This window comes from Methylobacterium sp. GC_Met_2 (assembly GCF_026540795.1).
Classification (GTDB): domain Bacteria; phylum Pseudomonadota; class Alphaproteobacteria; order Rhizobiales; family Beijerinckiaceae; genus Methylobacterium.
In genome coordinates this window covers 1-13,832 of sequence record NZ_JALNUM010000146.1, presented here as the reverse complement: position 1 = coordinate 13,832, position 13,832 = coordinate 1, and the positions used below count along the sequence as shown (strand labels likewise).

Sequence of the window (13,832 nt, the reverse complement as noted above, 5' to 3'; positions counted from 1 at the left end):
TGCTCTGACGCATTCACTTCGTTCACGCGAGTGAGCACGAGTTCTTTGGTTTTGCATCAATTTTTCCAGACTCGGCTGACGCCTCCGTCTGGATCGATGCACTAGGGGATGCTCCACGCCGGCACGGCCGATGCGGCCGTGAGCGTATCACCGCGTGATCCTGCCGCTGGACCCGAAGCAGCGCCGTACCAAGTTCAAACAGACTTCCTCGACCGCGCGAGACCCCGGCCGCCGATCTTGGCCTGCCGCATCGCGATCCGGGGGGAGGGACAGGCCTGGCCGTGGCACGGATCCGGCTTTGCGGTCGATCGGGCCTGCCGGGCGAGACCGGATCGGCCCTTCCAGCTGCGGCAGATGTGGCGCGCCGGGTATCGTCTCCGCTACCAGGGCGCATCGGCGGGCTGCGCAGCGCCCGGCGACGGCAAATGTGAGGTCCCGATGTTCCTGAGCATCTTCGACATCTTCAAGATCGGCATCGGGCCGTCGAGCTCACACACGATGGGACCGATGCTCGCATCCGCCCGCTTCCTCGATGCGCTCCGCGAGCGCAGCCGCCGCTCGGCCGACATGCCGGCTTCGCTCCGCATCGAGGTCGTCCTGCACGGCAGTCTCGCCTTCACCGGACAGGGGCACGCCACGGATCGGGCGGTCATCCTTGGCCTCCTCGGGTTGCGGCCGGATACGCACGATCCCGACGAGGCCGCCCGCCGCGAGGCAGCGCTGCGCGCCACAGGTCGGATCGACGCCCCGGGCCTTCCCCCGATCGCGTTCGCAGTCGGGCAGGGGGTCGTGTTCGATTACGGCCCGCCCCTGCCAGGCCACGCCAACGGCTTGATCTTCCGCGCCACCGACCAGGACGGCACCCCGTACTTGACGGAAACCTTCTATTCGATCGGCGGCGGCTTCGTCCTGACCGCGGGGGAAATGGCCGGGGGCGACATCAAGGCCGTCGATGCCTCCGTGCTGCGCCCCTATCCGTTCGGAAGCGCCGCCGAGATGCTCGCGATGGGCGCGGCGTCGGACCGCAGCATCGCGGCCATGAAGAGGGCGAACGAAACGGTCAGCCGCAGCGACGCCGATCTCGACGACGGCCTCGATCGGATCTGGGCCGTCATGGACGCGTGCATCGATCGCGGTCTGGCCACCGACGGGACCCTGCCGGGCGGCCTGAATGTCCGCCGCCGCGCCCGGCGCATTCATCAGGCGCTGCTGTCGGAGCGGGGCACCAACCGCGTACAGCCGCACGTCGCCAACGACTGGCTGTCGGTCTACGCGATGGCGATCAATGAGGAGAATGCCGGCGGTGGACAGGTCGTGACCGCGCCGACGAACGGTGCCGCCGGGGTCGTCCCCGCGGTCATGCGCTACTATCGCGACCACTGCATCGGCGCGGATCAGACCGGAATTCACGATTTCCTGCTGGTGGCTGCGGCGATCGGCGGCCTGATCAAGACCAACGCCTCGATCTCCGGTGCCGAAGTCGGGTGCCAGGGCGAGGTCGGGTCGGCCGCCGCGATGGCGGCCGCCGGTTTCTGCGCCGCGCTTGGCGGCAGCAACGCGCAGGTCGAGAACGCCGCCGAGATCGCCCTGGAGCATCACCTCGGTCTCACCTGCGACCCGATCCGCGGGCTGGTGCAGGTTCCGTGCATCGAGCGCAACGGCCTCGGGGCGATCAAGGCCGTCGCCGCCGCGTCGCTGGCGCTGCGCGGCGACGGCAGCCACATCATGCCGCTCGACAACTGCATCGAGGCGATGAAGCAGACGGGGCGCGACATGAGCATCCGGTACAAGGAAACCTCAACCGGCGGCCTCGCGGTCAATCTTCCGGAATGTTGACGGCGTGCGCCGAACGGCGACCGCCGCCCACGATGAGGACAATCCGATGGAGACCCTAACCGCGGCGCGCGACAGGGGCGGACCAGCCGCCTTCATCCCGCCCATGCCGCCACTGGCACCGGACCGCGTAGGGGCCCTCGGGGTCCTGGCCGGCCTGCGCCGCAACGCCTACGCCGCTTTTCCGCCCCGGTGCCGCGCCCAAGGCGTGGTCGTGATGCCCCCGCCCGGCCGCGACGTCGTCATAGCCGCCGGCCCGCAGGCGATGCGCGACGTGCTGGTCCTGGCGCGCTTGCTGCGGGACAACGACCTCGTCCTCGACGACGACGCCCCGGTGCTGCCGGTCGGGTCCTTCGCCACCCGGCCGAGCCGATCCCCGACCTTCCGCCTGCAGCCCTGCGCGTGAGGGCGAACGCCGCCAGACCGGCTGGATCCTAACGCGCGGCGTGGCGGAGATCCTCGGTCGTGCCGCATCACCGGCCAGCCGGAGCCGCGTGCTCCGCCACCGGACCCGACGGTCCCAGCGCGGCCATGAACGCCGCGAGATAGGGCCGCCACAGCGTGGCGTAGCGCAGCGACTGGTGGCCATGCGTCTCGGCGGAGGCCGGGACCAGGACGAACTGCGCCCCGGGGATCCGCCGGATCGCCGGATCCATCACGCTGAGCTCGATCGGATTGAGCGCATCGTCGGCGAAGTTGATCGCCAGGAGCTTCGCCTTGATCTCCCCGAGCCGGGGCAACGGATCGTAGTCGAACGACGAATCGAACCAGTACAGCCAGTCGTTGGCGTCGACCTTGCCCGCGTAATTGGCGGCGAGCCGGCCGTAGAGCGTCACCGCGTCGGCGTTGGTTGGCGCCGCCTGTTGCTGGCTGAGCACGCTCTCGGTCATGATGTTGAAGATCGGCAGCACCTTGGTGAACTGCGTCGGTTGCGTCTCGTAATCTCCGCCCTTGTAGTCCGGGTCCGAGCGGATGGCCTCGATCACCAGGCGCCGCCACAGCGCGTTGCGCCCGCTCACCGGGATCGGCTGGCTGGCCACCGCCACGAGGCCGTCCATCATGCCGGAGTGGCGCTCGCCCCACATCCAGGCCTGCATACCGCCCATCGAGGTGCCGATCACCGCCCGCAAGTGCCGGATCCCGAGCCCCTCGGTGACGACGCGGTACTGCCCTTCGACCACATCGCCGTAGCCGTAGCGGGGAAATCGCCCGCGCAGGCCGTCGGAGGGTTTCGATGAGCCGCCGCGGCCGAGCCCGTCGGTCAGGACGACGAAGTACTGCGCCGCGTCGAGCGGTGCGCCCGGCGCGAACAGCTCCGGACCCATCGTCGGGGCGAGGAACTGCTTGCCGGTGCCGGTCGTGCCGTGGAGCACCAACACAGCGTTGTCGATGTCCCCGTTCGCGTCGCGGTGGGGGCTTCCGAGTGTCGTGTAGTGCAGCCGCGCCTCCGGCAGGACGGCGCCGCTCTCCAGCTTGAAGCCCGCGACGACGAGATCCGCCTCGTGCTGGTTCGGATAGGGGGCCGGGTCGCCCGCCGCGCCGGACGCGAATGCGATCGCCCAGGCGGCGAGGATTGTCCGCGTAAGACCGGTCCGGCCGGCCGAGGCTGTGGTCGTCATGGCTCCAACTCGCTTCCCTGGCGGCTCTAAGCCCTTGATGGGCGTTCTCTCTCACGCCGAGCCGGTGCCCCCCTCGGCGCAGAGCGCTCCTGTCGCCGCGACCCGCGTGCCGAACGTTTTGGCACAGGTCTTGGGCAGATCACCGAGCCCGGTAGGCGACCCGGATCTCGCCGACCCCGTCACAGGTGCCGTGCAGGACATCCCCGGGCCTGACCGCACTCACCCCGGCGGGGGTGCCGGTCATCAGCAGGTCGCCGGGCAGAAGCTCGACCGCCCGCGACAGGCAGGCCAGTGCCTCCGCGACCGACCAGATCATCTGGTTGAGATCGCCGCTCTGGCGCTCCTCGCCGTTGACCGCGACCGCGATCCGGCCCGTGGCCGGATGGCCGATGCGCGCGGCCGGGACGATCGGGCTGATCGGGCAGGAGCGGTCGAAACCCTTCGACAGGTCCCAGGGCCGCCCGAGCTTCTTCGCCTCGGCCTGGACGTCGCGCAGCGTCATGTCGAGGCCGACGGCGTAGCCGTAGACCAGCTCCAGGGCCTCCGCGGCGTCGATATTCGCGCCGCCCCGACCGAGCGCCGCCACCAACTCGACCTCGTGGTGGAGATCGTCGGTCTGGTCCGGGAACGGCAATTCGCCGCCGCCGGCGACGACCGCGTTGGCCGGCTTGGCGAAGAAGAACGGCGGCTCCCGGTCGGGGTCATGGCCCATCTCCCGGGCATGCGCGGCGTAGTTGCGACCGACGCACCAGACCCGCCGCACCGGGAAGGCGGCGGCCTCGCCCTCCACGGGGATGGTCGCGAATGCGGGCGGGTCGATCACGTAGCGCATCGTAGGCTCTCTAACCAATCCTGCATATTGGTTAGAAGCGGAAGCGAGGGGCGTCAAGGTCATCGATACACCGCTGACGGCCCAGGCCGCTGCGGCAATCTCTCCCGGAAGGATACCGGTTCGGCGCAAGAGAGCGCGTCGAAACAAAGGCTTAGAGCCATGCCCGCTTGCAACGCGATCTGGCCCGGCTCTAGACGGGACAGCATGGATCCCGACGCCGCCCCGGTTCTGACGCTCCTGCAGGCCTATCTCGCGAAGACGCGGCTGCCAGCCGACGGCCGGCTGCCGCCCGAGCGGGTTCTCGCCGAGGCGCTCGGGACATCGCGGGGGGAATTGCGCAAGGCGCTGTCGGTGATGGAAGCCGACGGTCAGCTCTGGCGCCATGTCGGTAGAGGCACCTTCCTGGGATCGCGCCCCCTGGCGGCGATCGATGAGGTGGCGGCGCTGGCGACCCGCGCGACGCCCCCCGACCTCGTCCAGGCGCGCTTGGCGGTGGAGCCCGAGCTGGCGGCCCTCGCCGCCCTGCACGCCGCGCCCTCCCAACGCGACGCGCTCCGCCGGGCGCTCCGCGCGAGCTGCGGTGCCGGGCAGACATGGCGCGGCTACGAGCTTGAGGACGCGCGCCTCCACCGGGTGATCGCGCTCGCCGCCGGGAACCCGCTGCTCCTGTTCCTGTACGATCACCTCGCCGCCATCCGGCGCGTGATGACCTGGGATCGTCCGCGTGCCGCTGAGGAGGGGCCGCCGGCCGATCACCCATCCTTCGCCGAGCACGACCGGATCGTGGCCGCGATCGCCGCGCGGGATCCAGCCGCGGCCCGGCGCGAGATGGCCGCTCACGTCACGGCGGTTCACGCCGCGATGGCACCGGCCTGATCCTGCCGACGATCCGAGGTGTCGCCGGAATTCGGCTCGGCCGGAGGGCGAAGGGGCGCGGACGGACCGGTTGCGATCCGTGCCGCACACCGGTGCCACACGCGGCGCTGCCTGAAAGCGGGCGTTCGGCTGCACCAAGCGCCGTGTACTAAAGGGGGGGGCAGTCTGAGATGTGACGCGCGTAAACTTCTGGGCACCACTTGCTAATATAGGTAAGGAATTGCGTCCCGTCGACCAGTTTCGGTCGGCGAAGACCGTCGCAGGAAAGGCGGCATTGCCTTGCCGGATCGGTTCGAACAAAGCCGCATCGACGCTGAGATCGGCCGCAGCGACGCCAGCCAAGATCCGTTCGCCGCTGCTGTGCGGGCGACGCGGATGCCGATGCTGATCACCGACCCTCACAAGCCCGATAATCCGATCGTCTTCGTCAACGACGCATTCTACAATCTGACCGGATACGCCCGTGACGAGGTGATTGGGCGGAATTGTCGTTTCCTGCAGGGGCTCGAGACGCGACGCGAGGACATCGACAGGCTGCGCGAGGCCATCGCACGTCGGGTGGCGATCGAGCTCGATCTGCTGAACTACAAGAAGAATGGCGAAACGTTCTGGAACCGGCTGCTGATTTCCCCGGTCTTCGATCGCGACGGCGAACTCACTTTCTTCTTCGCCTCGCAATGCGATGTGACCCTCGAACGGGAGAAGCTGGTCCGCGTCCAGCGCGATCGGGATGCCCTGGAGCAGGAGGTCGAGCGCCGCACCCTCGCCCTGACGCGCAGCGAGGATCGCATGCGCTTCATCATGAAGGCGGGCCGCTTCGGCTCGTGGACGCTGGACCTGGCCGACATGCGGCTGGTCGCCTCCGACGTCTGCAAGGAGAATTTCGGCCGGGATGTGCACGAACCGTTCGGCTACGCGGAGTTGGTCGCGAGCATCCTGCCGGAGGACCGGTGCCGCATGCAGGCGGCCGTGCAGGCCTCGATCCGCGACCGCACTGACTACGACATCGAGTATCGCGTCCATACACCGAAGGGTGAGGCGCGCTGGCTGCAGATCCGCGGGCAGACCTTCTACGATGTGGACGGCCAACCGTTGAGCATGGCGGGGGTGTCGATCGACGTCACGGAACGCAAACGCACCGAAGAGCTCCGCGCCCTTCTGGCCGCCGAGCTGAACCACCGGGTCAAGAACTCGATGGCGACGATGCAGTCCATCGCCCACCAGACCCTCGGCAATGCCGCGTCGCTGGCCGACGCGCGGGCGACCTTGGACGCTCGGCTGCAGTCGCTGTCGACCGCCCACGACGTGCTGACTCGCGAGAGCTGGGATGGGGCGACCCTCGCGGAGATCGCCGAGAGGGCGCTGCAACCGTTCCGCCAGAGGGATGGCAGACAGTTCAAGGTCGGCGGTCCGCACGTGAAGCTGTCGCCCCGGCAGGCCCTGGCCTTCGTGATGGCGCTGCACGAACTGGCGACCAACGCGGTCAAGTACGGCGCCCTGTCGAGCGGCGCGGGCCGGGTGATCCTCAATTGGGATGTCGTGGACGGCGCGCGGCCCGAGCGCCTGTGGGTGCGCTGGGAGGAACTCGGCGGCCCCCCCGGTCGCCCCGCCGCAGCGCAAGGGGTTCGGCTCGCGGATGATCGAGCGGGCCCTGGCCGCCGAACTCGACGGAACGGCCGAAATCGACTACCGGCCGCGCGGCTTGGTCTGCACGGTCGAGGCTCCTCTGCCGGACATGGCCGGACCCCCTCAAGGTTAAGGGTCTTGGCCGGTCGCAGGTTTCGTAGCAAAATCGGCGGCAACTTCTGCGAAACCTGCTCAGAGCGCGCTTTGCCGAAGTGGATACCGGTTCAGCCGTGCGGCATCACCGATACCGCGGCCGGTGCACTTCCGAGCCCTCGTGGGACTGGTCGATCGGGCTCCAGAAGCCGTCCGTAGACGCACTGCGCGGACGCACGGGAACGTACCCGCCGTCCCAGCTGCGAGGCCTTACGTCCGGTGTCCTACCGATGCCATCATCGCCATAGCGATACATCTCGACGCGGTCGCCTTCGGTCTGGCCGCGCCTGTCGACGGGGTCCGTCGTCTCGCTCGCGCTGCGCGGCGCGCGCTTTATCGTTGCGGGCTTCGCCTCAAAGTAGTCACGATAATCCCCGTAGGCCTCGCCCGCCAGCGCACTGACAGTCGATCCGAACACCATGGCGACTGCGAGCAGCATCTTCATGGTCGTACACCGTCTGCCTGTGCGTCGACATCTGGCAGATCTGAAATGCACGTCAGCCTGCCGAACCGCGTGAGATCATAGACCGCCTGTTCGAAAGCGCGGTGACATACGACACGGCCAAAATCTTGCCTGCGCCGAACAGGATTTGGGGTTGTTCAGGCCTCGCGATCGTTCCGATCTCGCCCCAAGCGGCAAGACTCGGCCGTTTCGGAGGCGCGGCTCCTGGGCCGTAACCACGCGTTGAGCTCTCGGTCTTGGGAGCCTATGCATAGGCCCCATGGACCTCCAACTGCCCGCCATACCCGCCCTGGCTCCGCTCACCCGCAAGCCGCCGACCGGACAGGCCGCGCCGTTCCTGCCGATGAGCCGCGCCGAGATGGCGGCGCTCGGGTGGGAGTCCTGCGACATCGTGCTGGTGACGGGTGACGCCTATGTCGATCATCCGAGCTTCGGCATGGCGATCATCGGCCGGCTGCTCGAAGCGCAGGGATTCCGGGTCGGCATCATCGCCCAGCCCGACTGGCAATCGGCCGAGCCGTTCAAGGCGCTCGGCAAGCCGAACCTGTTCTTCGGCGTCACCGGCGGCAACCTCGATTCGATGGTGAACCGCTACACGGCGGACCGGCGGCTGCGCCACGACGATGCCTACACGGCCGGTGGCGAAGGCGGCCGGCGCCCGGACCGCTGCACCATCGTCTACACCCAGCGCTGCCGCGAGGCCTTCAAGGACGTGCCGATCGTGCTCGGCGGCATCGAGGCGTCGCTGCGCCGGATCGCGCATTACGACTACTGGTCCGACAAGGTGCGCCGCTCGATCCTGGCCGACGCGAAGGCGGATCTTCTCGTCTACGGCAATGCCGAGCGCGCCGTGGTCGAGGTCGCGAACCGGCTCGCGGCCGGCGAGGCGCCGCACCAGCTCGATTCGATCCGGGGCGTCGCGCTGTTCCGCCGCGTGCCCGGCCACTACACGGAATTGCCCGCCGACGACCTCGATTCCGCGGACGAGGCCGCCACCCGCCGGCCCGGCGCGACCGTGATCCGGCTGCCCGCCTACGAACAGGTCAAGGACGACAAGGAGGCCTATGCCCGCGCCTCGCGCGTGCTGCACCGGGAGGCCAATCCCGGCAATGCGCGCCCGCTGGTCCAGCGTCACGGCGACCGCGACCTGTGGCTCAACCCGCCGCCGATCCCGCTGACCAGTGACGAGATGGATGCGGTCTACGACCTGCCCTACGCCCGCGCTCCCCATCCGTCCTACGGCGATGCGAAGATTCCCGCCTGGGATATGATCAAGTTCTCGGTGACGATCATGCGCGGCTGCTTCGGCGGCTGCACCTTCTGCTCGATCACCGAGCACGAGGGCCGCGTCATCCAGAACCGCTCGGAGGACTCGATCCTGCGCGAGATCGAGCTGATCCGCGATAAGACGCCGGGCTTCACCGGCGTGATCTCGGATGTCGGCGGGCCGACCGCCAACATGTACCGAATGGCCTGCAAGGACCCAAAGATCGAGGCGGCTTGCCGTCTGCCCTCCTGCGTCTTCCCGGACATCTGCCCGAACCTGAACACCTCGCACGACGACCTGATCCGGCTCTACCGCAAGGTCCGGGAGGTGAAGGGGGTCAAGAAGGTGATGGTTGCCTCGGGCGTGCGCTACGACCTCGCGGTTAAGAGCCCGGAATACATCAAGGAGCTCGTCACCCACCATGTCGGCGGCCGCCTGAAGATTGCCCCCGAGCACACCGAGCGCGGCCCCCTCGACAAGATGATGAAGCCGGGGATCGGCACCTACGACCGCTTCAAGGAGATGTTCGACGCCGCCGCCAAGGAGGCGGGCAAGAAGTACTACCTGATCCCATACTTCATCGCGGCCCATCCCGGAACGACCGACGAGGACATGATGCACCTCGCGCTCTGGCTCAAGGCGAACAACTACCGCGCCGACCAAGTCCAGACGTTCCTGCCTTCGCCGATGGCGACCGCCACGGCGATGTATCACACCGAGATCAACACCCTGCGGGGCGTGCGGCGCGGCGGCAGCGAGCCGGTCGACGCGATCAAGGGGCTGCGGCAGCGGCGGCTGCACAAGGCGTTTCTGCGCTACCACGACCCCGAGAACTGGCCGCTGCTGCGCGAGGCGCTGCGCGAGATGGGCCGCGCCGATCTTATCGGACCGCGGCCGGACCAGCTCGTGCCGTTCTCGCAGCCGCCGGGAACCGGGGCGGGCGCGGGCAGGACGGGCGGCCAGCCCCGCCCCGTGTACCGCCCGGGCGGTGGCCAGAGTTTCACCACGAAGGGCGTGCCCCTGCGCAAGTGACGCTCGCGCGCCGCTGACGATGGATGGTCCGAGACCATCTGCCCGTCGCGGGCCGCCACGGTGATGCCGCCGCGGCCGGACGTAAGGCTGCGATCGACGCCGGTGTGATCGTGGGGGCCAGCATCCTTCAAGGCGAAACCTGGCGCGCCACCGGACGGTGGTGGGCCTGCTTATGCGCAGATCGTCGATCCGGGTTCAAAGCGCACGCTGCTGCGCAGATATAGAACGAATAGTGAACGTACGTTGGGCTCAAGGGCGGAGCCATCGGTTGGGCCCGCCGTGGCGGATGCAACGTCGACGGTGTGGACAGCCCGCGCGAACGCAAGCTTCAGCGGTGCCCGACGCTGATTTTCGCCCGGTCGGAGCGACGAAGGCCGCGTTCGCGACCCTGCGTCCCCGCCGCATCGGGGATGCCGCGGCCCACCCCGTGGGGGGCTCGTGCGGACGGCGATCGAAACGCCATGTGCCGCGCCGGGTCCGACACTATCCCGAGCCGCGTTCAGTTGTATCAGATGGGCATTGCAACCTTAAGACGAAATCAACTATTCAACCACAAGCTGTTGATATCGATGGCGCCGCCAGGTGGCCGCGGGCGCCGGGAGCTGCATCCGCTAGAGATTTGCAGATGTCTGGGGAATTCTACATCATGCTGGGACTTGACAGCAAAGTAAACTGCTTTCGGCGACGCGCTCACGTCAGAGCACTTCTGCTCACGACTGGACTTTTCGGTGCCGTTGCCGCGTCTCCCGCCCATGCGCAACTGCTCAGGGGCGCTTTCGATACAACCGGTGGGGGCATTCTCGGCACCGGCTTGTCCGTCGGCACTACAACCCCTGGCAGCGGCATCGTTGGGACGGGTCTGACGGTCGGCACGTCCGGATCCGGCTTGCTCGGGAGCGGGCTCGGGGTCGGCACCAGCGCGCCCGGCAGTGGCGTGCTTGGAACGGGCCTGAATGTTGGCACCTCCGGGACGGGCCTGCTCGGGAGCGGGCTCGGGGTCGGCACCAGCGCGCCCGGCAGCGGCGTGCTCGGAACGGGCCTGAATGTCGGAACGAGCGGAACGGGTGTTTTGGGCACCGGATTGCTCGTGGGTACGACGGGTCCGGGTGACGGTCTGCTCGGGACAGGCCTCACGCTCGGGACGTCCAATACGGGCGGCACCGGTGGTGGCACCGGCGGCACCGGAGGTGGGACTGGCGGCACCGGAGGTGGGACTGGCGGCACCGGTGGTACCGGAGGTGGGACTGGCGGCACCGGTGGTACCGGAGGTGGGACTGGCGGCACGGGCGGCACCGGCGGTGGCCAAGGCATTTATATCGTGACGGGCACTGTCACGCAGTCTCAGGGCCAGACTGTCGTTACCGACCTTCGGCTCTCCGCGTTCTCCGATCTCACGGGTGTGGCGGCCAACAACACCAGCCGCTTGCCCGGTCCGAGCGCAGGCGGGGATGATGCGCTGGCCGTCGGTTCCGGCGCGAGCGCGTCGGGTCCGGCGTCGACCGCCGTCGGGACCGGTGCCCGCGCCGCACAGACCGGGAGCGTGGCCCTCGGTTACGGGGCCGGTGCGCAGGGTCTCGGCAGTACGGCGGTGGGTACGGCATCGGCCGCGCTCGGCGATGGGAGTACCGCCCTGGGTTTTGCCGCCGGCGCAGGCGGTTCGGGATCCACGGCGGTCGGCGCGACCGCTTCGGCGGGCGGAGACGGCAGCGTCGCGCTGGGCAGCGGCGCGCGGGCCGATCAAGCGAACGCGGCCGCCATCGGTGCCAACGTTCGGACGACGCGGGCCAACCAGGTCGCGATCGGCACGGCCGTCAGCACCTATACGTTGGCCGGCATCGCCTCGCCGGCGAGCGCGGCGGCTCAGAGCGGCCCGACGAACTTCGTAACCACGGACGCCAGCGGCAATCTCGCGGCTTCGGCCTACGGACCCGCGAGCATCGCGAGCATGGCCGGCCGGGTCGACGCGGTCCAGTCGCAGGTGAACACGCTGGAGGCCAAGACCGACGCCATGCAGCGCTACGCCATCCAGACGCGCAAGGAGGCTCGACAGGGTGTCGCCATGGCGATCGCCATGGCAACGGCGCCGATGCCCTCCGCACCGGGCAAGACCACCTGGGCCACGAACGGGGCGACCTATCGCGGTGAATGGGCGGGCGGCGTGGCGGTGGCGCACCGGCTGCCCACCTGCTGCGTGCCGATCGCGGTCACGGCGGGGGTCGCGTATGGCGGCAACAACGCGCTGGGAGCCCGCGCGGGCTTGGCCGGCGAGTTCTGAGACGATCGCAACCCCGAGCAGGCTGCATCCGGCGTGATGGCTCTGCGCCGGTCCGCGAACGGGGTCGAAGATCTCCGGTGACCCGGCGTCCCTGAAGCACAGCGGGCCGCCGACGTGCGGCCCATCCCGCCGGGGTCCGCGCGCGGACACCATCCGTGCGCCGGACACCCGCTTGAATGACAACGTGAGCCGTGCCTGATCGCATCGCCATCGGGCGCGGCTCTCAGCCCTTGTTCTGAAATTCTGTGCCGCGCCGAACCGGTTTGCTGTTCGGCGCGGCGCATTCTAGCGGCCGTCCAGCGAGGGGCCACCCGACGTACCACCGGTACCAGGCGGCCCGCTGGTCGGTGTTCCGCCGATATTCACGTTCGGCGTCGTTCCAACCACGGGGGAATTGCTGCGATTGGCCTCGTTGCCTCTGGTGATCGGGCTGGGGCCCAGATCCCGGGCGCCGGGGCTCACGCCTCCGGTGCCGGCCGGCGGGGCCACGCCCGTATTGCCGGCGCCGCCGGTGACGACCTGGGCCGCGGCCGGACCCGCCAGAGCGATGCCGAGGGCTCCGACGAGCGTGATTGTAGTCCGGACCATGCGGTCTCCCCGTGCGACTGTTGCAGCACAGGAACGGCCAGGGCGGGGCACGGTTCAACCGGACGTGCGTGCCGGCGGGTCCGACCCGTCGTCCCTGTCGGCCCGAGGGGCTCCCGGGCATCGGTCCCGTGCGGGATCGCAACGGCCAGGGCGGCCTTGCGTCTCGCACGGGAGGCGCGAAGGCCCGCGTGCGAGCTTATCCCTTGAGCTGCTTGTTGCACGCCGAATAATAGCCGCCGCCCTTCTGGATCCATCGCGCGTCGCCCAATGTGCCCGCAGCCTTGGCCGCGTTGTAGCTGTCCAGGCACGTGTGCATCCGGGCCTTGCCCGGCGACTCCTTGGCGTATTTCGGGTCGACGGCGCGCGGGTAGGCGGCCGATCCGGGGGGCGCTGCCGGTGCCGGAGCGGTTCTCGATGCGGTCGTCGTCGGCGCTGGCGCGGAGGTGGATGCAGACGGCGCAACCGGGTTCGGCACCGTGTTGCTCGAAGCGTCGGCCGCCGCGCCGCACGACGCCTTGCGGAAGTCGTTCCAGGTCTGACCGTTGAGTGTGCCGGCCTGCTTGGCGGCTTGATACTTCACCGAGCAGTCCTTGGTGGACAGGGCCGCGGCGGGGGTGGCAATCGCGGCACTGCCTGCGATCAGAAGGGCAAAAGAGATTAGGCGGCCCATGATTACGAGTCTCCAATGCATCATTAGTGCAAGCGGAGAGCGTAGTGCAGTCTTAAGCCAATGGAAGCGTGTCTGACACGTTTTTGTAGCCCAACCGGTCCCCGAGCCTGGTCAGCCTTTGCGTCATCCGCCGGGCGCGGCGTCACGCCGGGGTTCGCTGGCCGGGTGATGGAGGCCCCATCCGTGCGGCCTTCCGATCACGGCGGCCGGAGCGATGCCCCAACCCAGGCTGATGGGCGATGAGAACGCGGGGGCGACTCTGCGAGGGATTGCATCACCCGGAGTGTAGCATTTGGATCACACTCAATCGATCACGGTGCGGCCGAGCGCAACCCTAATGCCGCTGAGTTGTTTGCGTGCTCGGCCGCGGACATCGCGATGTATTCCCGTGTCCAATCGGATGTTCACGGACGGTTTACTATGCGACGCTGCCTCATGATGGTTGGGTGTGTCCATAAAACTACAGCCAATTCGGTCAGAGACCGGTAGCCTTGGCACCAGATCGAAACACTGGATCAACCCCCATGACCAAGCTTCTCGCCTCGCTCGCCGCCTTCACCGCCCTGACCGCCGCCGCCTCGGCCGCCGACCTGCCGCG

At 68.7% G+C, this 13,832-nt stretch carries 10 protein-coding genes and 1 pseudogene; 6 read left to right on the top strand and 5 right to left on the bottom strand.

All coding sequences use genetic code 11. The annotated features are described in order from the left end of the window. Positions 1 to 438 precede the first annotated feature (438 nt). On the top strand, positions 439 to 1,836 hold the full coding sequence (locus tag OXS49_RS29785; RefSeq protein WP_267428254.1) for an L-serine ammonia-lyase: 1,398 nt from the start codon (positions 439 to 441) through the stop codon (positions 1,834 to 1,836). Between the two features lie 46 nt (positions 1,837 to 1,882). Beyond that, positions 1,883 to 2,239 carry a hypothetical protein gene (locus tag OXS49_RS29780; RefSeq protein ID WP_267428253.1) on the top strand — a complete coding sequence of 119 codons (357 nt, stop codon included), beginning with the start codon at positions 1,883 to 1,885 and terminating at the stop codon, positions 2,237 to 2,239. 67 nt (positions 2,240 to 2,306) lie between these two features. On the opposite strand, the gene OXS49_RS29775 is transcribed toward OXS49_RS29780, so the two are convergent. Further along, complete coding sequence (locus tag OXS49_RS29775; RefSeq protein WP_267428252.1) at positions 2,307 to 3,452, bottom strand: alpha/beta fold hydrolase; 1,146 nt, start codon at positions 3,450 to 3,452, stop codon at positions 2,307 to 2,309. A 139-nt stretch (positions 3,453 to 3,591) separates the two neighbouring features. After that, the gene (locus OXS49_RS29770; protein WP_267428251.1) at positions 3,592 to 4,284 is read right to left on the bottom strand and encodes a fumarylacetoacetate hydrolase family protein; all 693 of its coding nucleotides are present in this window, start codon (positions 4,282 to 4,284) and stop codon (positions 3,592 to 3,594) included. A 204-nt stretch (positions 4,285 to 4,488) separates the two neighbouring features. Between OXS49_RS29770 and OXS49_RS29765 the strand changes: the two genes are divergently transcribed. Together OXS49_RS29765 and OXS49_RS29760 are read left to right on the top strand one after the other, a co-directional pair. Beyond that, complete coding sequence (locus OXS49_RS29765) at positions 4,489 to 5,160, top strand: FCD domain-containing protein (protein ID WP_244004414.1); 672 nt, start codon at positions 4,489 to 4,491, stop codon at positions 5,158 to 5,160. 381 nt (positions 5,161 to 5,541) lie between these two features. Continuing rightward, a pseudogene (locus OXS49_RS29760) lies at positions 5,542 to 6,919 on the top strand (HWE histidine kinase domain-containing protein). A gap of 105 nt (positions 6,920 to 7,024) precedes the next feature. Here OXS49_RS29760 and OXS49_RS29755 read toward each other — a convergent pair. Beyond that, positions 7,025 to 7,384, bottom strand: coding sequence for a hypothetical protein (locus OXS49_RS29755; RefSeq protein ID WP_267428250.1), 360 nt, complete (start codon positions 7,382 to 7,384; stop codon positions 7,025 to 7,027). A gap of 277 nt (positions 7,385 to 7,661) precedes the next feature. Between OXS49_RS29755 and OXS49_RS29750 the strand changes: the two genes are divergently transcribed. Both OXS49_RS29750 and OXS49_RS29745 read left to right on the top strand, forming a co-directional pair. Then, a complete protein-coding gene (locus OXS49_RS29750; RefSeq protein WP_267428249.1) occupies positions 7,662 to 9,701 on the top strand; it encodes a YgiQ family radical SAM protein in 2,040 nt (679 codons plus the stop codon). Between the two features lie 886 nt (positions 9,702 to 10,587). Continuing rightward, positions 10,588 to 11,976, top strand: coding sequence for a hypothetical protein (locus tag OXS49_RS29745; RefSeq protein ID WP_267428248.1), 1,389 nt, complete (start codon positions 10,588 to 10,590; stop codon positions 11,974 to 11,976). A 285-nt stretch (positions 11,977 to 12,261) separates the two neighbouring features. Here the strand turns inward: OXS49_RS29745 and OXS49_RS29740 are convergent, their stop codons facing one another. Beyond that, positions 12,262 to 12,564 (bottom strand): hypothetical protein, encoded by a 303-nt coding sequence (locus OXS49_RS29740; RefSeq protein ID WP_244004420.1) that lies wholly within the window; start codon positions 12,562 to 12,564, stop codon positions 12,262 to 12,264. A gap of 196 nt (positions 12,565 to 12,760) precedes the next feature. Next, on the bottom strand, positions 12,761 to 13,234 hold the full coding sequence (locus tag OXS49_RS29735) for a hypothetical protein (RefSeq protein ID WP_267428247.1): 474 nt from the start codon (positions 13,232 to 13,234) through the stop codon (positions 12,761 to 12,763). Positions 13,235 to 13,832: the final 598 nt, after the last annotated feature.

Coding starts and splice junctions, on each gene's coding strand:
- OXS49_RS29785 (WP_267428254.1), top strand. CDS start 439: ATGTTCCTGAGCATCTTCGACATCTTCAAGATCGGCATCGGGCCGTCG.
- OXS49_RS29780 (WP_267428253.1), top strand. CDS start 1,883: ATGGAGACCCTAACCGCGGCGCGCGACAGGGGCGGACCAGCCGCCTTC.
- OXS49_RS29775 (WP_267428252.1), bottom strand. CDS start 3,452: ATGACGACCACAGCCTCGGCCGGCCGGACCGGTCTTACGCGGACAATC.
- OXS49_RS29770 (WP_267428251.1), bottom strand. CDS start 4,284: ATGCGCTACGTGATCGACCCGCCCGCATTCGCGACCATCCCCGTGGAG.
- OXS49_RS29765 (WP_244004414.1), top strand. CDS start 4,489: ATGGATCCCGACGCCGCCCCGGTTCTGACGCTCCTGCAGGCCTATCTC.
- OXS49_RS29755 (WP_267428250.1), bottom strand. CDS start 7,384: ATGAAGATGCTGCTCGCAGTCGCCATGGTGTTCGGATCGACTGTCAGT.
- OXS49_RS29750 (WP_267428249.1), top strand. CDS start 7,662: ATGGACCTCCAACTGCCCGCCATACCCGCCCTGGCTCCGCTCACCCGC.
- OXS49_RS29740 (WP_244004420.1), bottom strand. CDS start 12,564: ATGGTCCGGACTACAATCACGCTCGTCGGAGCCCTCGGCATCGCTCTG.
- OXS49_RS29735 (WP_267428247.1), bottom strand. CDS start 13,234: ATGGGCCGCCTAATCTCTTTTGCCCTTCTGATCGCAGGCAGTGCCGCG.